Annotated in this window: 19 protein-coding genes; 16 read left to right on the plus strand and 3 right to left on the minus strand. The window is 32.2% G+C overall.

All coding sequences use genetic code 11. The features are described 5' to 3' along the window. The first annotated feature begins 88 nt into the window (after positions 1 to 88). Positions 89 to 214, plus strand: coding sequence for a hypothetical protein (locus tag ACUN26_RS09020; protein WP_000588713.1), 126 nt, complete (start codon positions 89 to 91; stop codon positions 212 to 214). Between the two features lie 75 nt (positions 215 to 289). Then, entirely contained in the window at positions 290 to 466 is a 177-nt protein-coding gene (spoIISB, locus tag ACUN26_RS09025) for a stage II sporulation protein SB (RefSeq protein WP_000808012.1), read from the plus strand. 48 nt (positions 467 to 514) lie between these two features. Here the strand turns inward: spoIISB and ACUN26_RS09030 are convergent, their stop codons facing one another. Beyond that, on the minus strand, positions 515 to 904 hold the full coding sequence (locus ACUN26_RS09030; protein WP_000732294.1) for a YxeA family protein: 390 nt from the start codon (positions 902 to 904) through the stop codon (positions 515 to 517). Positions 905 to 1,147: 243 nt separating this feature from the next. Here ACUN26_RS09030 and pepD point away from each other — a divergent pair, with 243 nt between their 5' ends. From pepD to ACUN26_RS09050, 4 genes are all read left to right on the plus strand, one after another. Further along, positions 1,148 to 2,617, plus strand: a complete 1,470-nt coding sequence (gene pepD / locus ACUN26_RS09035; RefSeq protein ID WP_000287565.1) for a beta-Ala-His dipeptidase — start codon at positions 1,148 to 1,150, stop codon at positions 2,615 to 2,617. Positions 2,618 to 2,927: 310 nt separating this feature from the next. Next, entirely contained in the window at positions 2,928 to 3,737 is an 810-nt protein-coding gene (locus ACUN26_RS09040; protein ID WP_000678381.1) for a papain-like cysteine protease family protein, read from the plus strand. A 27-nt stretch (positions 3,738 to 3,764) separates the two neighbouring features. Further along, the gene (locus ACUN26_RS09045) at positions 3,765 to 4,367 is read left to right on the plus strand and encodes a hypothetical protein (RefSeq protein WP_000517300.1); all 603 of its coding nucleotides are present in this window, start codon (positions 3,765 to 3,767) and stop codon (positions 4,365 to 4,367) included. Positions 4,368 to 4,859: 492 nt separating this feature from the next. Next, on the plus strand, positions 4,860 to 6,041 hold the full coding sequence (locus tag ACUN26_RS09050; RefSeq protein WP_001169635.1) for an agmatine deiminase family protein: 1,182 nt from the start codon (positions 4,860 to 4,862) through the stop codon (positions 6,039 to 6,041). Between the two features lie 425 nt (positions 6,042 to 6,466). On the opposite strand, the gene ACUN26_RS09055 is transcribed toward ACUN26_RS09050, so the two are convergent. Next, complete coding sequence (locus ACUN26_RS09055) at positions 6,467 to 6,718, minus strand: response regulator transcription factor (protein ID WP_000827556.1); 252 nt, start codon at positions 6,716 to 6,718, stop codon at positions 6,467 to 6,469. Positions 6,719 to 6,965: 247 nt separating this feature from the next. Here ACUN26_RS09055 and ACUN26_RS09060 point away from each other — a divergent pair, with 247 nt between their 5' ends. The 6 genes from ACUN26_RS09060 to ACUN26_RS09085 all read left to right on the plus strand — a co-directional run bounded on the left by ACUN26_RS09060 (position 6,966) and on the right by ACUN26_RS09085 (position 13,482). Next, a complete protein-coding gene (locus ACUN26_RS09060; RefSeq protein WP_000397971.1) occupies positions 6,966 to 7,844 on the plus strand; it encodes a helix-turn-helix domain-containing protein in 879 nt (292 codons plus the stop codon). 140 nt (positions 7,845 to 7,984) lie between these two features. Further along, positions 7,985 to 8,263, plus strand: a complete 279-nt coding sequence (locus tag ACUN26_RS09065) for an AbrB/MazE/SpoVT family DNA-binding domain-containing protein (protein WP_000842219.1) — start codon at positions 7,985 to 7,987, stop codon at positions 8,261 to 8,263. A gap of 478 nt (positions 8,264 to 8,741) precedes the next feature. Further along, positions 8,742 to 9,992: a hypothetical protein gene (locus ACUN26_RS09070; protein WP_001032371.1), complete on the plus strand. Its 1,251-nt coding sequence runs from the start codon at positions 8,742 to 8,744 to the stop codon at positions 9,990 to 9,992. A 67-nt stretch (positions 9,993 to 10,059) separates the two neighbouring features. Continuing rightward, a complete protein-coding gene (locus tag ACUN26_RS09075; protein ID WP_000347979.1) occupies positions 10,060 to 10,818 on the plus strand; it encodes a TSUP family transporter in 759 nt (252 codons plus the stop codon). 252 nt (positions 10,819 to 11,070) lie between these two features. Further along, a complete protein-coding gene (locus ACUN26_RS09080) occupies positions 11,071 to 11,730 on the plus strand; it encodes a CatB-related O-acetyltransferase (protein WP_000682552.1) in 660 nt (219 codons plus the stop codon). A 438-nt stretch (positions 11,731 to 12,168) separates the two neighbouring features. Continuing rightward, positions 12,169 to 13,482 carry a D-alanyl-D-alanine carboxypeptidase family protein gene (locus ACUN26_RS09085; protein WP_033657365.1) on the plus strand — a complete coding sequence of 438 codons (1,314 nt, stop codon included), beginning with the start codon at positions 12,169 to 12,171 and terminating at the stop codon, positions 13,480 to 13,482. 182 nt (positions 13,483 to 13,664) lie between these two features. On the opposite strand, the gene ACUN26_RS09090 is transcribed toward ACUN26_RS09085, so the two are convergent. Beyond that, positions 13,665 to 14,827 (minus strand): IS3 family transposase gene (locus ACUN26_RS09090; protein ID WP_098436510.1). Its coding sequence is split into 2 segments (ribosomal slippage): positions 13,665 to 14,560 and positions 14,560 to 14,827, totalling 1,164 coding nucleotides; the frame shifts between segments, so codons are not numbered across the junction. A 450-nt stretch (positions 14,828 to 15,277) separates the two neighbouring features. Between ACUN26_RS09090 and ACUN26_RS09095 the strand changes: the two genes are divergently transcribed. From ACUN26_RS09095 to ACUN26_RS09110, 4 genes are all read left to right on the plus strand, one after another. Then, the gene (locus ACUN26_RS09095; RefSeq protein ID WP_000044181.1) at positions 15,278 to 16,387 is read left to right on the plus strand and encodes an acyltransferase family protein; all 1,110 of its coding nucleotides are present in this window, start codon (positions 15,278 to 15,280) and stop codon (positions 16,385 to 16,387) included. Positions 16,388 to 16,568: 181 nt separating this feature from the next. Further along, positions 16,569 to 17,186, plus strand: a complete 618-nt coding sequence (locus ACUN26_RS09100) for an SGNH/GDSL hydrolase family protein (RefSeq protein WP_002040445.1) — start codon at positions 16,569 to 16,571, stop codon at positions 17,184 to 17,186. Between the two features lie 1,066 nt (positions 17,187 to 18,252). Next, positions 18,253 to 19,506 (plus strand): MFS transporter, encoded by a 1,254-nt coding sequence (locus tag ACUN26_RS09105; RefSeq protein WP_000858623.1) that lies wholly within the window; start codon positions 18,253 to 18,255, stop codon positions 19,504 to 19,506. A 13-nt stretch (positions 19,507 to 19,519) separates the two neighbouring features. After that, positions 19,520 to 24,076 (plus strand): non-ribosomal peptide synthetase, encoded by a 4,557-nt coding sequence (locus ACUN26_RS09110; RefSeq protein WP_000180447.1) that lies wholly within the window; start codon positions 19,520 to 19,522, stop codon positions 24,074 to 24,076.

Raw genomic sequence — 24,076 nt, forward strand, 5'->3', positions numbered from 1 at the left:
TCTTCTATACATAAATTCAAAACAAAATTCGACAAAGTTGAATAAAATAGGACAATCATTCCTACACTAGCAGGTAGAGGTGATTGTAGTGATAAAAGATTATGACAATGATTTTTTTAAAGAAGAAAATGAAGATACAACAGATTTCTCTTTAATCAAAGGAGATACGTTGCAGCAAGTAGAAAAGTTAGAAGAAGAATTAAAAAGAAAATGATTCGTGTACACTGTGTCTTTATTTGCTATATAATATAAATAGAAGGTTGTATCTTTTTGAAAAGGGGGAGAAGAGATGGCTGAAATAAATGTACAAAAGTCTTCGTTTTTTAAAGAAAAAAAAGAAGAATCAAATACAGATTTCTCTCTAGTGAAAGGTGCATTAACGGAAAATATAAATCGGTTAGAAAAACTTATGAATAATAGCAGTTCAAAATATATACGAGTACAAAAAACAAAAGAAAATGCATAGAGCATTTTCTTTTGTTTTTTATTCCGTTATTTGCGGGTTAGTTTCAAGTTAGTTAACATTTAATTTTTCTTTTACTTTTCCGGGTAAATCTACTTTCTGAATTTCTTCATAGGACTTCACTTCAAAAGATGATATTTCATTTTTATCTATATCATCTTGATCTACATAAAGACGTAAAAACGCATTATCATTTAATTTATGGTCGTTTTCTTTTTTTGTACTTCTAAATGTAATTTGTTTTTTTTCTCCGTCTTCATCATATGCGGGCAACGTATAGTTCCGTAAGCTTCTGCCTTCTACTTTTTCAATAGCGCCTTCACCTTTTATCTGTACGTAATATACATCCTTACCAATTCTATTTAGTGATGCTCTCTCACATCCAATAGTAATGCTTGAAAATAATAAACATAGTGTCATAACAGCAAAAAGCTTTTTCATATTATTTATCTCCTTCAATTTGTTTCTTTAAAAAGTATACAACTATTGTTAAATTAGAAAAATCGATATAGATTACAACATTCTTACAATGATGTAAGAGTATAAGGTATAGAGCGCAGAAGGATTAAATTGAACTGTTCATAATAAATTTTTAATACGTTTAAAGAAAGGTAAAATAATGAATCATGGTATAATGATAAAAGACTTACATACTATTTTTTCATTTTGAGAGGAGCTTGAAAAATGTATTCTACTTTAGAACAATTAACAAAGCACCCTGTATTTTATCATTTTGCAGAAATTTCAAAGATTCCTAGAGGATCAGGTAATGAAAAGGAAATTAGTGATTATTTAGTGCGCTTTGCAAAAGAGCGTAACTTAGAAGTGATTCAAGATCAAGCATTGAATGTCATTATTAAAAAAGACGCAACTGCTGGCTATGAGAGTGTACCAGCTATTATCATTCAAGGTCACATGGATATGGTTTGTGAAAAAAATCAAGCAACAGTACATGATTTTGAAAAAGATCCAATTGAGTTACGAATTATTGGAGACATGCTATATGCGAATCAAACAACTTTAGGTGCTGATAACGGTATTGCTGTTGCATATGCATTAGCTTTATTAGATTCAAAAGATATTCCGCATCCAGCACTTGAAGTAGTAATTACTACTGAAGAAGAAACGACAATGGGCGGAGCTTTTGCTGTTGATGCAAACCACTTTGATGGAAAGATCTTTATAAATATTGATTCTGAAGAAGATCATAAATTACTTGTAAGTAGCGCAGGTGGTGCGAAAGCAGTTGAAACAATTGCAGTAATTTGGGATGAGGCACCTGCACATATGGACGCATACCGTCTATATGTTGGTGGACTTAAGGGCGGACATTCTGGTATGGAAATTGATAAACAACGCGGAAATGCGAACAAAGTACTAGGACGAGTTTTACGTGATTTATCAATAAATATTCAATTTGATATATGTGAGGCTCACGGCGGATTAAAAACGAATGCAATTCCACGTGAAAGTGTAGCTACAATTTTATTACGTCAAGAAGATGTAGAGCAAGTTGAAGAAAAGTTAAAATCATGGACACGAGTATTACAAGAAGAAATGCGTGCTGTTGATCCAGATGTTCATGTTACACTGACAAAATTAGATGAGAAAGTAGAAAAAGTATTTGCTAAAGAAACACAAAAACAGCTGATTTCATCATTATTCTTAATTCCAAATGGCATTCAAAGTATGAGCATGGATATTAAAGGCCTTGTAGAAAGTTCAACAAATTTAGGGGTTATTGAAACGCTGCAAGATGAAATTAAATTGCGAAACGAAGTAAGAAGTTCTGTAAGTAGTTTAAAACGACATATTGCAGATGAAATTAAATATATTGCTGAATTAGTTGGAGCAACATTTGAATTAGAGTCAGAATATCCGGAGTGGCCATACAATCCAAACTCACAAATTCGTAATTTGTTTGAAAAAGTACATCAAGAAAAATACAACAAAGATGTTGAAATCTTCGCTGTACATGCAGGGATTGAATGCAGTGTATTCGTTCAAAAGATGCCTGAATTAGATGCAATTTCATTCGGGCCAGATATATTCAACGTCCACACTCCAGATGAGCATATTAGTATTTCTTCTGTTGTGAACAACTGGGGATTCTTCGTTGATGTAATGCAGGGAATGAAAGAATTAGCCAAATAATAACGATAAAATGAAAAGTAGCCTATAAAAATTTATAGGCTCTTTTTTTGTGTTGGAATTTATCCCGCATTAACAGGTAGTAAGACCCCCACCTCAAAATTCAGCGAGGGCAAAGAAGTTAGGTGGGGGTCGGGCTGCCCATAAAAGCCCGATTGGTTTAACTAATAATCAGTGGGGGATGAATAAAACCCCCACTGATTAAAGTTTCACTTTATGAGAAGTCATTTTTCGTTAGTATGTAATATTAAGCTTGAACAATTAATAAGGATGAATTGTTGATGTTTTTTAATACTTATGAAGGGGTGAAAAAATGAAGGGAAGAAAGCAATGTATTGTTTGTATGTTTTTATTGTTCTTTACATTTAGTTTCATTGGTGTTCACAAAATAATAGCAGAAGAAGTTGAATTTTCAGGAACAACTGCTCCATTGAATGTAAATGTTAGAGAAGAAAAAAGCTTGAATGCAAATATTGTAGAGGTGATTCCCGGAAATACAAAAGTATCCTTTAAAGGATGGGAGTATGGTGAAGCGGTTAAAGATTACTGGACAGGAAATTTAGATAATCGTTGGTTTTATTATTTTAAAGATGGGAAAAAAGTATATGTAACGTCAGCTTATATTAATGGGAATCCTCCAAATACATCAACAGATCGTAAATTATCTGTTCCTAACATATTACAAGAAAGATCAAATTGGTGTTGGGCGGGCACTTCGGTTTCAGTTTTAAATTATTTTGGGAAAACTCCTTCACAAGATCAGTATGTTAGGTATGTCAAAGGTGGATCATATAATAATCCTGCAACTTCACGTGAAATACAATATGGATTATCAGGATATGGTGTTAGCTCAGCTATAAGTTCTGGAGCAAAATCGTATGATTGGTTCAAAAATCAAATTAATAGTAATCAACCGATGATTGCACTCATTATGTGGCAAAATGGAGCTAACATCGGACACTTTCTAGTACTTGATGGATTCTATAAAGGTACAAATGGAACAGACTATATAACTTACATGGACCCTTGGTATGGTGATCATTATAATCATAATTTCAGTACGTTCCATAACAATAATAATTTTTGGTGGAATGAAACTGTTTATAATATCCGTGCAAATTAATAATATTAAAAGTGTGGGGGTTCATGAATGGGAAAACTACTTAGGCTTGTGATACCATGCATTTGTTTAATGACTGTTATTATTTTCGCTAGTAAAATTAGTTATGCATCAAAAAATAAAAGTGAGCCAGTACAATCGATCGCATTAAAAGATTATCAATATAGTAAGAGTAGTTCTTCTGAAAATGTAAGTTTTGAAAAAATAACAACCTCACCATTTTCGTTACCAATCTATGAAACAATTCCAGCACAGCAAATGTTAAATAGCTCTGAATTTAAGCATATACTATTACCAACAAATGAAAAGTTGTGGTTTATTATGAAAGGTGAGCAGCCGGAGGGACTAATTGTTGCGAATGATACTGAACCGATTCGAACGGGTGGAGAAAATAGAAGTAAAGATTTATATGGGCTATATAAAGCAATAAAAAATAATACAAATGAAACAAAAAATATTAGTTATTTTGAATTTGAAGGGCAAGGAATATTGGTAGTAAATCAAAATAATGACCAAGAAATATATCTTAGTAAGGGTGCTGCTGCTATATTAAAACTTCCTGCTGGTCAAAAAATAGTAAGCAGTGAAGTAATACAGAAAATGAAAGAGAGAATCGTAACTGCTTTTGAATAGTTAATTATAAACTGAATAAATATATACGTATGTAATATGAAATTTCATGTACTGTATTAGTTTTAGAAATGAATACATTCATAAAAAATACAGTAGACGGAGCAGAAAAGATAACAAGTGAAAAAAAGCGCGAGATGTTATAGGGGTCAATGGTGATTATAGTAGGAATTGTTGATTCTTATTTGTTATTTATATGAGGTTGAACAGGCAAAAGGATTGATGTTAGAGGTATAAACATAATAGTGCATATAAAAAGGTTAGAGAAGCTAATTCTTAAACCTTTTTATATGCATTCCAATTATTAGTTTTTATAAATGGTGGAGTTACACATGCTCATCAAGTTAACATTTCATACCACCCCCGGAGTGGATTTTTTGCACAGAAAGATATTGTTCGATTTAAATCGTGCTTCATACGTAATAATTTAATTAAAAAAGCTTGACCTTAACACTATGTAAAGGTTTACAGTGGAACAGAAAAGGAGGTTAAGAAATGCAAAAAATAACGAAATTGTGTATGAGTGCTGTACTAACCACATCTATTATTAGTGGTTATGCTCAAATTAAGGGAATTGAGAAAGTCCAGGCGAAGGAAATTGAAAAACCGCAGAGAGAAGATAGGAAGAAAGTAGAGGCGCAAAAAATAGTAGGAAAGTATACAATGCCAGATGAAAAAAGCAAACATGAAGGAACATGGCTACAATGGCCTCATGAACTTACATACGGGTCAAAATATCAGCAAGAAGTAGAACCGATTTGGATTCAAATGACAGAATCTTTAAGCAAAGGAGAAAAAGTTCATATTGTTGCATATGATCAAGAAGAGAAAGAAAGAATTATTGAAGTTCTAACGGATCAAGGGGTAAATATGGAGAAAATTGATTTCTTTATCGCACCTACTGACGATGTATGGGCTAGAGATACTGGACCAATTTTTGTTTACGATAATGACAAAAATTTAAAGATATTAGATCCAGGCTTTAACGGATGGGGAAAGAAAACGCCATATAAGAAAGATGCTCGTCTTCGTGAGAATCTTAGCAATCAGTTAGGCATTGAAAGAATAAATTGGAATAAATTTGTTCTTGAAGGTGGCGCATTTGAATTGGATGGTAATGGAACTGTTTTATTAACTAGAAGTGCTGTGACGAATAAAAATAGGAACGCTAAATTGTTAGAAAAGGATATTGAAAAATATTTTAGTGAACTTGGGGTAACAAATTTTATTTGGTTAGATGGAGCACCTAACTTAGATATTACTGATTTTCATATTGATGGATTTGCCAAATTCCACGATAAATCTACTATTATAACGTTAAAAGAAAAAGATTTGGCTGAATGGGGAGCGTCTGGCAAAGATATTAACAAGTTGCTGCAGGCAAAAGATGCTACAGGTAATAAGTACAAGTATGTATATCTACCGCTAAGTAAGAATAATGTTACATTAAAAAATGGGAAGAAGCTTGATTATAAAGGTTCCTATATTAATTATTATATAGCGAATGAAGTCATCTTAGTTCCAAACTATAATGATCCTAATGATAAAATAGCAAATGAGATGATTCAAAAACTTTATCCTGATCGTAAAGTGTTGGGGATAGATGTAAGAGAGCTGTATAAAAATGGTGGTATGATTCATTGTATTACTCAACAACAACCAATTAATTTAAAATAATATATTTATAATTCTTTGGGAAGTTGTCTATTTCTTATGAGAATCTGTTTATCCATAGGATAGGTAAAGACGCGATAGCATTTTTACCTATTTTATTGTATTTTTTTATGAGTTTAGTATAACTTTCCTATAAACTGAAGAAACCTACCCTTTTTGAAAAAATCTTAATCAAAATGATAGGTTTTTTAAATGAAAAGCTATACTTGCTGTTGCGGAAGAAACATTGTTTAAAGGTATGTTTTCACCTTTTAAAAGTTTCTAGTACAATCATTCTTACTAAAATATCTATAAGAATAAGATTTATATGTTTTTTTTAACAATCCATACATGCCCATCAACTTCAGAATGCAGAATTACCATAAATAATAAAAGTTCAGCGGTTTTTCTGTTTTTATTTGTAACTTAAACGAATTATACTTGGACAATTATTGTGCAATCTTTTCAAATAAATGACTTTCTTTATTTGAAAATAAGGGTGCATCTATAAACCCAAAATGATAAACTAAAATACCTAATTCCACTCTAGAATGAATACGCCATTTTTCTTTAATATGATTAATTATCGTTGAAATTCTTCTAGGGCTAATATATATCTTTTTGGAAATTTCTGCATCTGTTAATCCTTTTGCTACATAAATAGCCACTTCTAACTCTCTTTCGGTTAACATTCTTTTCATAAAATAAGCTCCTTCGAAATTATTCATATAAAAATCAAAAGAAACTATTATTTGAAATAAAGCTGAAAAATCATATCCAATACTCTTTATTCCCTTTAATTGTAATAATTTCTCTCATTTTAATACAAGTTTGTAAAAGAAACTATAAATCAATATAATTAGTAATTGTAACTATATTAATTTTACATCACATTAAAAGTTGGAAAATATTCTTATACTCATAAATTGTTACATTTGAGGGGGAGAAATGGAATTCTATAATCTCGGTATTATTATTAAAGAACTTAGAAAGAAAAAAAATATATCACAATCTGAACTATGTCGGGGAATATGTTCACAAAGTCAGATTAGTAAGATAGAAAAAGGTATTATTTATCCATCTAGCATATTGTTGTATCAATTATCTGAAAGACTTGGTGTTGATCCGAATTATATATTTGCGCTAACTCAAAATAAAAAATTAAAATATGTAGAAAACGTAAAATATGTAATAAGAGATTGCATAAAACAAAAACAATATGAAGAACTTTATGAAATAGTGAAAAAAGAGAAAAACGAAAATAATTTCGAGTCAAAAGAAAATAAACAATTTCTACTATGGCATGAAGCAATTGCTATATTTATGGTGAACAGATCAACAAAAACTGCTTTAAATCTTTTAAATCATGCATTAAAACTAACTGTAACCAATGCTGATTTTTTATCAGAAAGAGAAATAGATATTATGCATACAATGGCAGTAATCTATGCGGAAAATGGAGAATATGAAAAAAGTATAGGCATATTAAAGAAATGTTTAAGTAATTTTAATAAGATAGAATTTCCTAGAAATAAAGAAATTAAATTAAGAATTATTTATAACTTAACAAAATGTTTACATCTTACATATGAACATGTAGAAGCAATAAAGTACAGTGATATAGGTATTAAATTAGCCATTAATATAAATAGTTTATACTTATTAGGGGAACTAAATTTCGAAAAAGGTTCAAATTTATTAGAACTTCAGCAATCTAGTGAAGATGGTTTTAACTATATTAATAAGGCTTTATTTATTTTTGAACTAACAGAAAGAAAACAATATATTAAGATAATCAAGGATAAATATTTTAAAAACCAGAAATAAACATGAGAAAGCTTTAATATGAGCTATTCCTTATTGGAATTTCCTGTTAAAATAAGTGCTGTAATACGAACTATTCCTTATTGCTGTTTATTGCTAAAATAAGTCCTGTAATAGTAGATAAAAATAAAGGGTGACATTTTATGAAATCAAGAGGGAGTACTCGTAAAGCAGATAGTATGGGGCGTATTGTTATTCCAATGGAAATAAGACGGAGTTTAGGAATTGTAGAAAAAGATGCGCTAGAAATGTTTGTGGAAGATGATCAGATTATTTTGCGGAAATATCAATCTTCGCAAGCTTGTGCAATTACAGGTGATATTTCAGATAAGAATATTTCGTTAGCGAATGGGAAGATTATTGTAAGTCCAGAGGGAACAGAACTGTTAATAAAGAAGTTACAGCAATATCTTTTAAAATAAAAGATAAGTAAGAACTTTAAAATAAAATATACTTGTAAAGAAGGTCCTCTATCATTCAGGGGACTTTTTTTATTGCAAAGACAGGTTGTTTAATTGTTATAAATAAAATAGAGGGGAATAGCTGGTCCAATGAAATGCGAATTATCCTAAAAGTAGTCTGACTATTTTTTATAAAAAATCCTAACTATTTACATTTTTTGGTTTCGTGTTATATTTTTACTGTTAGTATGAAGAAAATTCTGATTTCGATTTTCGGAAAGTTTTAGAAAATGAATTAGATTTTTAAATTAAATATGCTAATTCAAGGGGAATTCGTTGGAGAAATGTAACTAAGAGGAAATCTCGTATCATTCACGTTTAGTATCTGTAAATTGGTGGTTCTAATAGTTCTGACGAAAAGCAAAGGAGCAAAAAAGAAGTGGGTAGTTCATTTAACAGGAGATATGGTGTAGAAAAATAAAATAACGGAGGTTTTATAATGAATAAAGGAATACTGCAGATTACGGAAATTGAAGAAATTACTATTCCTAATGTATTAAAGGATAAAATCAAGAATCTGATAGACAATGAATTAAAAACTCATAATCCTTATACTTGTGATCAAGAAATAGCTGCAAGCTTTTCAAAAGAGTGGCTCATTTGTTTGATTGACTATTCAAAGAAAACTCCGAATTCAGATGTAAAAAAACTACTTCATATGATAAAAGAAGCGAATTGTGGTGGAAACGTACCGCCTATCCTTATTAAAAATATTCCGTGTGATCCTATGGAAACCCTATTACCTGGAGAAAATCGCAAAGGCTTTAATTATGGTGAAAACGAACACGATAGAATGAAAAAATATTTTTATGCTGAATGGGTCACATGGCTTTTTGCCACACTTTTTAATTATGATGCTTTGATTCATCCGTCCGAACATGCAGGGAAAAATAGATTTCATCTCATTTCCCCTTTAAACAATGATGAAGTTTTGCGAAATGTCGGTGCAAGCACTGGTGGCGGAAACTTTTATCAACATAACGATGCGACAGTGTATACAGATATGAAAGATCAATTACATATTGAAGAAAGATTGAAATCGTTCAATACGAATTTAGACATTGTATCGAATAGACTTAATAAATCCGTCGAACTAATAGTTTCGGAAATTACTTGCGGCAAATTTACGAGGGTTGATGCTCTTTTATTAAAAGGAGTGTTAAATTTAAAAACCAATACTCATATTGGAACACCAAAATTACTTCAAAAGCATCTTGAAGAAAATCACTTCAGTAAAGATGATATATTGGCGATAAGTAAAATGCCTATTGCTCATATCGCAGGAATGGCGGATGGTGAAATATCGGGATTCGTAGGGGAAATAAACCAAATTATATTTTTGGATGATAATGGTGATATTATTGCAACTTGTTTGAATGGAGCAGAAAATAGATTGATTTATGTGGGAGGAAGTGAAGAAGAAAAGTTAAAATTCGACATGTTTTTGGAACTGTTACGGACAATGCCTACTTATAAAGTCCCGCTTACATCTGAAGATTTATTGATTATGCCAAATTCATACTATGGTAAGCAAACAAATGTAACCCATGGTAGAGAAAGGTTATCGGAGGAAGAATATAAAATTCCGATTGGTGATAATAAGTATGGACGTAGAATTGTTTGCAGGCAATACGTTTCCAGCCGATTACGCGACCAGAAAGAGAGTTACTTTACAGATATCATAAACTAGTTTAAAGAGAGGAGGGAGAATGGGAAGGTTTGGGCTGTAATAGCTCAAACCTTCCCATTTCCTTTATATGGATTTTACTATTGAATTACTCATATTACTATTTTTAGTAGCTATTTTAGCAGGATGGATAGATACAATTGCTGGGGGCGGTGGTATGATAACTATCCCAGTAATGTTATTAGTAGGTATGTCTCCTTCTGTAGCGATAGCAACTAATAAACTACAAGGGAGTAGCGGAACCCTCATGGCAACTGTGATTTTTATTAAGAAGAAAGAAATTAATCTCAAAGAAATGCGTTTGTCCATCTTAATGACCTTTTTTGGATCTATTTTGGGTGGATGGCTTATTTTACAGATACGAGCAGAATATTTAATCATGATATTACCTTTCTTACTTATTATTATTGGTCTTTATTTTCTATTATCTCCAAATATAGCAAACGAAGATCGACCGAGAAAAATAAGTATGTTGTTATTTGCGTTAACAGTGGCTCCATTCCTTGGATTTTATGATGGTTTCTTCGGCCCAGGAACAGGTAGCTTAATTGCTTTAGCTTTCATTCTTTTATGTGGATATAGTGCTACAAGAGCAACTGCAAATGCTAAGATTTTGAATTTTACTAGTAATTTCGCTGCTTTGTTATATTTTATTATTTTTGGCCAAATTGATTGGACAATTGGGCTGATTATGATGCTTGGTCAAATTATAGGGTCATATATTGGGGCAAAGATGGTGCTTACAAAAGGGACGTCATTAATACGACCAATAGTGGTTATTGTTTGCTTTGTCATGGCAATTAAAATTTTTTTACAAAATATGAACTAAATGTAATCAATATATTATTTGTATCAAAGTCAGAGTGTTTTAATGTTCTTATTACAGTATTACGCTGTTTAAGATGTGTTCAAAATTAAACAATTTGACTAGTGTAATGTATTGCGGTATGCTTTTTTTAGTATAAAAGAAAGGCTTGAAGATAATGATTCGTCGTTTGAAAAAGTTTAAAAATGTAGCTGTCGTATTAAGCTTCTAAGTAAATTATTAAATCTACCATACTTAGAAGCGAGGAATGTAATTATGAAGCATCCATTATATAATCATTGGTCTGAAACGAAGTATTTAAAAGATATAGTAACAAATCCACTTATTGAAGTAGGAGAGTACTCCTATTATTCAGGATATTATGGCGATCAAAATTTTGAAGATGGTTGCGTTAGATATTTATGGGGCGATGCTAAGTCTCGAGTACTGTTCAATCCAATTGAACAGATGGGTTGGCAACTTGATAAACTCATTATTGGAAATTATGTTTGTATTGCAAGTGGAGTTGTCATTTTAATGGGTGGGAATCATAATCATCACCCTGAATGGATTACAGTTTATCCATTCATTGAGCAAATAGAACAATCATATGAACCGAAGGGTGATACAGTCATTAAAAGCGATGCCTGGATTGGTATGAATGCTATAATAATGCCTGGCGTTACAATCGGTGAAGGTGCAATTGTTGCGGCAGGATCTGTCGTAAGTAAAGATGTTCCGTCGTATACAATAGTTGGTGGAAATCCTGCTAAGGAAATAAAGAAACGATTCACTGATATAGAAATAAACATGTTAATGGAAATGCGTTGGTTTGATTGGGATAGGGAATTGATTGAGAAGGCAATTCCTCTTTTATCTAGTCCATCCATCGAACCATTATTTGCTTTTTATAAAAATGAAGTGAAAAATAAATAAATCAGTTAGAAAAACTACATTCAATATAGGATGTAGTTTTTTTCTTATTTAGTATGAGTCTAGCAAATAGCTGCATTGAATAAGTAAAAACCTTGATAGCTAATAAACGAATGCTAAGCTACCAGTGTGTCTCGATATTTAATCGGAACACACTGTTTTTTTGTAAACATGGAACAAATGTATTACTTACACTGTCTATTAAGTGTAATCCTAAAAAATATGAAAGTACGGATCATTTTGAAAAATACGAAGGTATTAAAAAGAGGGATGTGTGTGGGAATACGAAGTGTCATTGTCCTAAAAGGGTTTGATGAGATGGTCTATATGAAAGTTATCCTAACGTCTTATATGTATATAGAATTTGATAACACTGTCTGTTTTTTGAGGATTATGTTAGAAGAACGTTTTTTGAGTAAAAAGATATTGGAGGTAACAGAAGTGAAAGGTATGTTTTGCAAGAGATTTATTGCAATAGTAACAGTGCTTGCACTATTTTGTAGCATTGTTGTTACATCTGGAAGAGCATCAGCGGAAACAGTTCCTGCTATAGACGTTGAAGCAGGATCAGCAATTTTAATAGAGGCAAATTCCGGAAAAATTTTATATCAAAAAAATGCAGATGAATCATTGGCAATTGCTAGTATGACAAAAATGATGAGCGAATACTTAGTGCATGAAGCGGTAGCTAAAGGAAAAATTAAATGGGATCAAAAAGTTAAAATCTCTGAATATGCACATAAGATTTCGCAAGATCGTTCATTATCAAACGTTCCATTAGAAAATGGTGGCTCTTATACGGTAAAAGAGTTATATGAGGCAATGGCAATTTACTCTGCAAATGGTGCAACAATTGCTTTAGTTGAAGAGATTGCTGGTAAAGAAGTCAATTTTGTAAAAATGATGAACGATAAGTCAAAAGAGTTTGGAATGAAAGATTATAAATTTGTAAACTCTACAGGCTTAACAAATCAAGATTTAAAAGGATATCACCCAGAAGGGACAACTCTAGACGAGAAAAATAAAATGTCTGCAAGGGATTGTGCAATTTTAGCACAACGTCTTATTCAAGATTTCCCCCAAATATTAAATACAGCAAAAATTCCTAAAAAAACATTCCAAGAGGGTGGTAAATATCCAATTGATATGGCGAACTTTAATTGGATGTTAAAAGGTTTAATTAAGCAATATGAAGGTGTAGATGGTTTGAAAACAGGAACGACTCCAGAAGCGGGAGATTGTTTCACTGGTACAGTAGAAAGAAATGGTATGCGCCTAATTTCTGTAGTGATAAAAGCAAAATCTCATACGGCACGTTTTGATGAAACAAAGAAATTATACGATTATGGATTTGCGAATTTTGAAGTGAAGAATGTCTACGGAAAAGATGCAGTAGTAAAAGGACATGAAACAGTTCGAGTAGCAAATGCAAAAGATAAAGATGTAGTAGTTCAAACGAAGCAAGCTGTTGCACTTCCAATGCCGAAGGGCAACAATGACGTTTATAAAAAAGAATTTAAAGTATCGAATAAAGAACAAGAAGCGCCTATTAAAAAAGGTGTAACAATTAGTAAAATGATTATCTCGCCTAAAGATAATATAGATCCTGGGTTCTTATCAGGTAAATCATTACAAATAGACCTTGTAACAAAATCTGATGTAGAACAAGCAAATTGGTTTACACGTTTTATGCGCCAAATCGGATCTTTCTTTAGCGGTATGTGGGATAGTGCGGTTGATATAGTAAAAAGCTAACTTTATAGGATAAAACTAAATAGTAATCTGGAACAAAAAGTTTCAAAGTACTATAGATTCTTATGAGGGTAGCTTGGAATGGAAGATTGTATTAATTCTCAAATTTGGTTCTTCGGAACTTTTCGTATTGCAATTAAGCTAAAATTGGTCTGGCCCCATTTGGTGAGACAAAGAAAAAACACCTAGATAATATGTTTCCTATAAGCTATAGGTGACATATTATCTAATTTTCTCTGAATCCGTTCATTATTATAGTAGTGGATGTATTCATCCACAGTTTGTATTATACTAGCATTATTCGATTGTTTTATATTTTGCGCATAGAATCCTTCGGATTTCAAATGAGAATGAAAGGATTCTATGAGGGCATTATCATGGCAGTTTCCTGTACGAGACATGCTTGTGATAATGCCTTTTTCTTTGGCATATGTTTGAAATTGTTTTGATGTATACACCTTTCCTTGATCCGAATGTAAAATCGTATCAATCACATTTCGCTTTTTTAAAGCCTCTTTTAGAGTATCTAATACAAGAGAAACATCCTGTGTCTCAGCTATTTTATAACTTACAATTTCATTGTTAAACCCATCTATAATAGATGAAAAATAAAGAGTCTTATTGCCGAACATCAAATATGTGATATCAGTGAACCATTTTTCATTAGGCTTGGTAGCTTTAAATCTCCGTTGTATTCTATTTTTAGCTACCACTGGTTCATGACCGAGTACAAATATCTTTTTCTTTTTTCTAACCCGAGATAATACGTTGTATTTTCTCATGATACGTAATACTTTTTTATGATTCATTACGATGTTAAATTGATCACGTAGACAAGCTGTAACCCGACGATATCCATACCGATATTTATGATGTTGACATATTTCTATTACGGTTTTTTCTTCATGGTTAGTTACTGTTTTCTCCTGCTTTTTCCAACGATAATAAGTAGCACGTGAAATATTAAATATGGAACACAGTTCTGCAATTGTAAAAATTGATTGCCATTCCTTTATCATTTTCATTATTTCTTCTTTTCCTCCCACCTCCTTAAGATTTCTTGGCACTTTTCCAGCAATATAATCTTTGCCTTTAAATAACGTATTTCTAATTCTTTTTGTTCAAGTTCTGTTAACCTTTTTAAGCCTTTTCCATGTGCAGATTGTCTTCCAATAGATTGTTCAAACCGATAGGTTTCGCCTTCACGATACCATTTCATCCAAGTTTTAATTTGAGCCACATGTCTAATTCCTAAGGCATCCATAATTTCTTTATTTTTGAATCCTTGGTGTTTCATTTCAACTACTTTCCACTTTATTTCGGCGGGATAATGCACCTTTTTCCCCATACGAAAAACACCTCCATTAAAATCATAACTGATACTTACGATTTAGAGAGGTGTTTTTTATCGTCTCATTCCCAGGGTTCACTCCAATACAGGAAGGATGGCGTTTATTATGAATATTTAGATTCAAAGGGTTCTGATGCAAGGTTAGTTTAATAAAGTTACATGATGAAAGAACATTCATTATTCCATCAGGTGAAAATAAAAATTGATACCTGGTACTTATTTCTGTTATTAAATTTTATAAAAATTTAATAAAATCTTTTCTTTCTATTAAATATTTTGTTTTAAATTAATTATATAAAGAAATGGAGGCTAGAAAATAGATGCATAGATTGAGTTTGTACTGCTTATATTAGAGATTTAAAGAAAGAATATGTACGATTCTCCCACTACACTAGTATAGTGGCCTTTATTAACAGAAAAATTTACAATTTACAAGGAGAATATTTTATGAGTAAGAGAATAAAAGAATTAGATTCCATACGAGGGTTAGCAGCACTTACAGTGGTATTTGGACATTTTTGTTTAATGCTACCATCGTTGCCTAATTCTATTAAATTTTCCCCGCTTAGGTTTTTATGGGCGGGTGGAGAAGCGGTAATCGTTTTTTATGTACTGAGCGGTTTTGTGTTATCTATGGCACTTTATCATTCAAAAACAAATTATTGGGGATATTTAATTAAGCGATTTGTAAGAATTTATATTCCTTACTATTTTTGGATAATCATTACCTTTGCGTTATTTATTTTGTTTTCCCCGTATGAGGTGGCAGGACTACGGGATTGGTTCTATGATAGGTGGCAAGGGTCTATAACAAAAATAGATATTATAAACCACATTGTGCTTCTTAATAACTTTTTTACGGAAAATTACAATCCAGTTATTTGGTCATTGGCTCAAGAAATGCGTATATCGATTGTATTTCCTTTGTTATTCCTTCTTTTTTATAAACTGAGTTGGAAGAAAACGATATTAATTGCTTTGAGCTTTTCTTTAATTAGTGTTTTCCTTAATATGTTGCATATTGGGAAAGCAGAGGGATTTTATAATGGTTATGCCGATACACTGCATTTCACATCTATGTTTATGGTTGGAATGTTACTTTTTAAGTATCAGGAAAAACTTATTTACTTATATCAAAATATGAAAAAATATAAAAAAGGATTTCTTATTGCATTAGGGATTATTCTATATTTATATTCCATTTTAATTTATGGTTTTTCCCGTAATGATACTACTTTCTTATTCAAAGATTGGGGTGTCGTAATGGGGGTTAGTATATTTATTATAATGGCTATGAGTAACCTAAAAATAAAAGCATTTTTAAATAAGAGTGTATTTGTATATTTAGGAGAAATTTCATACAGTATCTATTTGTGTCATTTTCCAATCATGATGGTACTATTTAAACTTTTGTATACAAAGATACCTATTTTTTTCCTTCTCACTTTGTGCATTATAATGACACTACTTTTTTCTATAGTTTCGTATCATTTAATCGAAAAGAAATGTATCAACTGGGCAAAACAAAGAACAACAAATTTTTTGAAAAAAGTATAATTCCTAGAGAGATTTTATTTCTTTAGTAAATATACGAATATGACTGATTCCTAAGTATACTTAGGAATCGGTCAATTTTGGATTCTAAATGTAAATATAGTAAAGTGGAATATAATTGAAAACGAAAACGAAAACCACTTAGAAATAACAATTACGGTGTGAGCTATTGTATAGTATAGATATGGTTAATAATAAAGGGGGAATACATATGTGGAAGCGATTTGTAGCAATTGGTGATAGTTTTACAGAGGGGATAGGGGATGGAGTTGAGGGAATAGCATTAAAAAGCTGGGTAGATCATTTTGTTCAACTGTGTGAAAACGATATAGAATATGCTAATTTTGCAAAGCGTGGGTTAGTAACTGAAGAAATTCGCTCGCAGCAATTGGAAAAGGCATTAACTTTTAATCCAGATTTGGTTAGTCTCATTGCAGGTGCAAATGATGTTTTAAAAGGACGTTGGAATCATGATGCATATAAGAACGATATGGAATTTATGATAGACACATTAAGTAAAACAGGCGCTGATATTATGATAGCAAACCTTCCAGATTTTACTGTTAGGCTTCCATTTCCTTCTGGAAAAAAACAAGTATTAAAAGAAAAATTATTAGAGGCGAATGAAGTTATACTTTCGCTGAGTAGAGAGTATAAGCTTCATCATGTTGACTTTTGGAATCATCATTTAGTTAATGACAATACGCTTTGGTCTACGGATTTCATTCATCCAAACTCAAAAGGATATGTAAAAGTTGCTGAATTAATTTTTAGTAGTTTGCCTGTACAGAAGAAAAAATAATAGTTTGCAATTTAACGAATATGATATTAATTGTATGAAGCTATGTTTTTTAGTAAATGGAAAGAACTAAACATTTAGCAAACAAAGCGTATCTACGATATATTTCTACAGTAGTTCATAAATGTAGAATCACAAAGAAAGATCACTTATGGAAATAGGTGGTCTTTAAACATTTTTATAACTAAATTAAAATATATACTGTATTACTAACAATTTCGTACTACATAAAAATTAAGTTCTCTTATAGAAAAACTGATTTTATATTATATTAAAATATAATAACATATTCAAATCATATTTTAGGTATGTATCCTAATTGTGAATAATGTGTAATTTTTTTGAAGTATAAATATCCAATAAATAAAATAGGTAGTAGGTGCAGAAGTATTAATACTATATTATTCAATTCTGTTATGAGTGCATTAGTAATTGGTAGTATTATATTTTTATTATCAATTTTAGTTATTGGAATTAATTTGCATAGAAAATATGTAGGATAAGAAAAGATAAATATACTTTATTGTATATTTATCTTTTTGTTTAGTAGGATTTATAGTCTCTTTAAACTATTATGTTAATAAAATTAAAAAACTTAATTCTTAATATCCTTATGGCTAAAGCCATCTATAAAATGACAATATAACTAAATAATTTTTTGGTATGATTTTTGGATTTTGTTTTTTATCCGAATTTTCTGATTCAAATATTTCAACTTTATGAATATAGTAGGTGAAATATTTGTGTGATAGTATTTGAGATAGAAAAAAGTCAACTTTAAAAAGGATGTGAATTGAATGTGCAAACGACTGTAAATGGTTACATTAAGGTAAAGTTTAGCTGTTATTAGTGTAAGGGAAAGATATATTTTGTAACAGTTGATATAAAAATGAAGAAATAGGTACGTTTTATTTTATCTGACTATTTTAAAGATATAAAAAATAATACTGGTTTAAGTTTTGACGAAGTTAAATTCTAGGTGAGATGTCAATAATAATTAATTAGGTTTAATAAAGGGGTACCTTATACGCAAAAGCGTTTATATTAGTAACTTAAGGAGCTTGCTTTTATGAAAACTACCGATTCAAAAGGCCTATTAGGAAATAGGGTTTATTTACAAGTTTTCTCTGCCTATTCATTGCTTATGCTTGGTGTTTTTATTGATATGTTAGCGATTATGACTATAGTTGGGTTTGAATGGGAAGTAGATCCTACTATGATTGGATTGATCCCTGTTGCATATGCACTTCCTGGAATTATTTTTGGCTCATGGGCAGGTGTTATTGCGGATCGTTTTAGAAAAATTCCAATTATGATGTTCTGTAATCTAATGGTTGGTTTAATAACAATTGCTCTTTTATTTGTACAAAATATCCACTGGCTCTTAGTGGCATTAATGATTCGTTCCATTTTTATTGTTTTCTATTATCCTGCACAGCAAACACTAACAAGACAGATTGTATCCCCGGACTTGCTTACTAAAGCAGTAAGTATCAACGGAATAGTAGAGCAGGGTACAAAGATAGTAGGCCCACTTATAGGGGGCATGTTGCTGAGCTGGTTTCAACCAGAGTTCTGCCTCATTATAAGAGCTATAAGTTGTTTATTAGCTACCTTAGTTCTGATACCCACAATAAAATTTAAAGAAACTATATCGAAAGAATTTGTTGAAAAGCAAAAACAAAGTACTTGGACCGCTTGGGTACAAGGGTGGGGTTATGTGTTATCTAATCGGATAATATTATCAACCATGATTTTCGTTACAATAGCCATGGCAGTATTACAATTAGTAGACTCACAATTCCCAACTTTATTTAAGAGCTTATTCCCACATGATAAAAGTAAAATGGGATATATCATTTCTATTATTGGTCTTGGCGGAATACTTGGTGCATTACTAACTCAGAAATTAAAACAATTTCAATATGGCTGGGTAGTATGTGGAGGTATGGTTTTAATGGGAATTGGTTTTGGGGGGATTGGTTTGATAACGCCCGGTACGGTCTTCGTTTTAGCCTATTTAATTAGTTTTATCGCTGGTATCGGAAGTGGGCTGATGCTTGTATCTAATCAAGTCATTTTACAAATAGAATCCGATCAAGATCAAGTAGGAAGAGTATTTGGTATACAAAGCAGTTTAACAAACGCAGTTCTAATTATTTCTCCTGCTATGAGTGGTCCATTAGTGCATTTGTTTGGAGTAACTCAACTCTATGTTTATGGAGGGATTGGGCTTGTTATTATTGGAGTAATTGGAGTTTCACTGCAGAAATATTTATGGGCTAAACATAAACACGAACCTATAAGAGCAAATAATTTTTGAAGGGAAGATTTTTATGACCAATGAGGAATGCTATCCATTAAGCCATCCGCAGCGAAGAATATGGTATACAGAAGTCGTTCATTCTGATAAAGGAATATGTAATTTAAGATTTTTATTTAAACTTCATCGAAAAATGAATTATTCAAAATTAAACCAAGTTGTTAATCGCGTTATCAGTGAAAATGACGGTCTGTGCATTAGGTTAAAAGAAAATGGGCATCAGGAACCGAAACAATATTTTACTAAACATGAAGAACAAGAATTTGAGTTTTTTGATTTCAGTAATGTGGAGAATACAAATTTGCTTGAGGAATGGATTGAGCAGAAAACAAAAGAAACGTTTACATTATTTAATTCAAATTTATACTATTTCGCTTTAATAAAATTAAACGATAATAAATGTGCAGTCTTTGGAAATGTTCATCATATTATTATGGATGGTTTATCAATTCAAATATTTACTGAGCAGATTGCAAAATATTATTATGACATGCATAACGAGAATGAGGAAGGCGAAATTAAAAATTCATATGTTCAATTTCTGACCAACGAACAAACATACTTGAATAGTAGTCGCTTTCAAAAAGATCAAAAATTTTGGTTAGAGGAATTTAAAACACTGCCATCTGTGACCGGATTGAAGCCCTATAATACGTACCAAGTTAGTACCAAAGCATCACGTGAGACATTTATATTAACGGAGCATTTGAAGAGAAAGATAGAAAAATTTTCTGAAGATTACAAAATTAGTTTATACACCCTTTTTGTTGCTGCTTTCTCGTTGTCTATGTATCGGTGGACCTCATCGCTTGATATTGGTGTAGGAATGGCTTACGGCAACCGTATGACTAAAATGGAACGAAAATTGATTGGAATGATGGTGAGTACAGTTCCTTTAAGAATGGATATTGATCCAGAAGAAGAAGTACTTTCATTTATTAGTAGGGTGTCAAGAAAACAAAGTAAATCATTAAGACACCAGAAATATCCATTTGATTTGTTATTAAAACAGATTAATAAAGAGAATAACAGTAATGTGAGACTTTTCGGAACTACGATTGATTATAGGGATCGTGATGAAAGTGGTGACTCACTATGGATTCCAAACCGTGAAGAGGTACAAGATTTTGCAGTGCATATTGAAAATCTAATTGATATAGACTCTTTACATGTACATATTGATTATCGTGAGGAGCTATTTTCTAAGGAAGAGATAGAACGATTTTTTAACGTTATGCTAGTGATACTAGAAAATACTTTTGAAAACCCAAAGCAGATGGTGGCTGAAATAGAAATCATTTCTGAAGAAGATAAAAGAAAAATTTTAGTTGAGTTCAACAATCCTAAACTGGATGTCCTACCTCAAGTAACTATTCATGAAATGTTCGAACAGCAAGCGATGATTTATCCAAATGCTATTGCAGTTACGTATGAAAAAGAAAAAATTACTTATAAGGAGCTTAATGAACGTGCAAACCAGTTAGCTCATTATCTGCAGAAAAAGGGAGTAGGACCTGATACTTTAGTTGGACTGTGCGTTGAACGTTCCCTCGAGATGATTGTAGGTATTTTAGGAATTTTGAAGGCTGGTGGGGCTTATGTTCCACTTGATCCAACATATCCAGAGCAGCGACTTCAATATATTTTAGAAGATGCTAGCATTCAGTTATTCGTAACGCAAGAAAGTTTAAAAGAATTGAACTGGTTACCAGAAAATGTTAAGTCGATTTACCTGGATCGTGATCAAGATGAGATTGGGAAAGAAAGTAAGACTTTGCCGGTTTCTAATATCGGTCCCCAAAATCTGGCATATGTGATCTATACTTCGGGATCAACGGGAAATCCAAAAGGCGTTATGATAGAGCATCACAATGTTATACGGTTATTTAAATCGACGGATTGTTGGTATCAGTTTAATGAAAAAGATACTTGGACGCTTTTTCATTCGTATGCATTTGATTTCTCAGTATGGGAAATTTGGGGAGCGTTATTATATGGTGGAAAATTAGTTGTTGTTCCGTACTGGATTAGTCGATCACCTAAGGATTTTTATCAATTATTGGTGGAGGAAGAAGTCACAGTTCTAAATCAGACACCTTCCGCATTCCGCCAATTAATACGAGTGTGTGAACAAGAAGATAAGAATAAAAATTTGCAGCTGCGTTACGTGATATTTGGCGGAGAAGCGTTAGAACCTATTAGCTTGTTACCGTGGTTTCAAAGGTATGGGGAGAAAAAACCACAGTTAATTAATATGTATGGAATTACAGAAACTACAGTTCATGTTACATATTATCCAATTACTCTAGATGATGTGCAGCATGCTTCAAGAAGTAATATTGGAAAGCGGATTCCCGATTTAGAAGTGTATATACTAGACGCTTATCAACTACCTGTTCCTATAGGTGTTGATGGTGAACTTTATATTGGTGGAGCAGGATTGGCACGTGGATATTTAAATAGACCTGAATTAACAGCAGAGCGTTTTATATCTCATCCATTTAGTAGTAATCCGAAAGCAAGATTATACCGGACAGGAGACTTAGCGAGGTATTTGCCAGATGGGAATCTAGATTATCGTGGAAGAATTGATCATCAGGTTAAAATACGTGGTTTCAGAATTGAGATTGGGGAAATTGAGTCTACTTTAAATACATATGCATCTGTAACAGAGGCAGTTGTAATTGTAAGAGAAGATCAGCCGGGCGATAAAAGATTAGTAGCATATGTTGTAGGAGATGGAAATGTAGATGCGTGGAGAGAGTATCTTAAAGCGAAACTACCAAGTTATATGGTTCCTTCGGGATTTGTGGCGATGGAAGCTATTCCACTTACAGCTAACGGTAAAGTTGATCGTGAGGCCTTACCTATGCCAGAGGAAAAGCAGATTAATAGTGAATGTGTTGGCCCTCGGAATAGTAACGAACAGATACTGACTACCATTTGGAAGCGAGTATTAGGTGTTAAAAAGGTGGGAATCTATGATAATTTCTTTGAAATTGGTGGCGACTCGATTCTCAGTATTCAAATCATATCTCAAGCAAGTCAAGTGGGGTTAAAGCTTACTCCAAAGCAAATGTTTGAATGCCCAACTATCGCTGAGCTGGCACAAGTGGCTATAGAAACGCAGGGAGTACAAGCGGATCAGGGAATTGTGATAGGTGATGTGCCTCTTACTCCAATTCAGTGCTGGTTCTTCGAGCAAGAACATCCACATACAGAGCATTGGAATCAATCAATGCTTTTAAGAGTAAAAGAAAGATTGAATGTGAAATTACTAGAGGGAGCGATATTAAATTTACTGAAACATCATGATGCTTTACGTTTCCGGTACGAACAGTTACCAAACGGAACGTGGAGGCAGAGAAATGAAGGGACTGATGAGCTGTCAGTACTCCATGTTGTAAAACGTAATCAAGTTAATGAAAAAGAGTGGAATAAAATAATACAAGAAGAGATGAACATTAATCAAGCTAGTTTCAATTTAGTTACTGGTCCGTTAATGAGAGTAGTGTACTTTGAAGATAACTTGACTGGAAATGATCGAATATTCTGGGTGATTCATCATTTAGTAGTAGATGGAGTGTCATGGAGGATTCTATTGGAAGATTTACAGGTGGTATATAACCAGATGAAACAAGGTCAAGAAGTTCGCTTACCTGCGAAAAGTACATCTTTTAAAGAGTGGTCTGAACGACTCCAGACATACAGTGATTCGGGTATTTCAAAAGAAGTACAAAATTATTGGAATGAACAAGTAGAAAAAGAAACGATGAAAATTCCAATGGACTATCCAATACAAGAAACAACAGAAGAATCGATTGATCAAGTGACGAGGACTTTAGGAATAGAAGAAACACAAACATTGTTACACGAAGTTCTAGTCACTCATAAGACAAGGATTGATGAGGTACTATTAACGGCATTAGGACAAGCTATCGTCGATTGTACAAATCAGCAAACCGTTTCTATTCATCTAGAAGGACACGGAAGAGAAGAGATGATTGAAGGTATTGATTTATCAAGGACAGTGGGCTGGTTCACGAGTATTTATCCCGTTCATCTCAATTTTCAAGGAACTCAAACACCTATTGAAGGGTTAAAGGCAGTCAAAGAACAATTGCGTCGAATCCCAAATCGCGGAGTAGACTATGGTATTTTACGTTACTTGAATAAAGAAATACTTCCGTTTTATCAGCAAAAGCCTTCAATAAGCTTTAACTATTTGGGCCAATTTGATCAGGTGTTTTCAAAGGAATCTTTGTTTATGCAAGAGGCAGGGTTTACATTTTTAGATCATGCTCCAGATTCCAAGCCATCTCATCTAATTGATGTTATCGGAATGGTGAAAGATGAAAAGTTACATTTTATTTGGATGTATAGTAGAGAACAGTTTTCTAAATTAAAAATTCAAGTAATAGCAGATGGTATGTTAAGGCATCTTCGCCAACTTATAAATAAACCAACAACAGAGTCAGCTTTTACGGTATCAGATTTTGCTGATGCAGAGGATCTTACGGAAGAAAGCTTGAGCAAAGTATTACTTAAATTAACAAAGAAGAGGGTGTAA

The sequence above is a fragment of the Bacillus sp. WC2503 genome, from assembly GCF_052682895.1.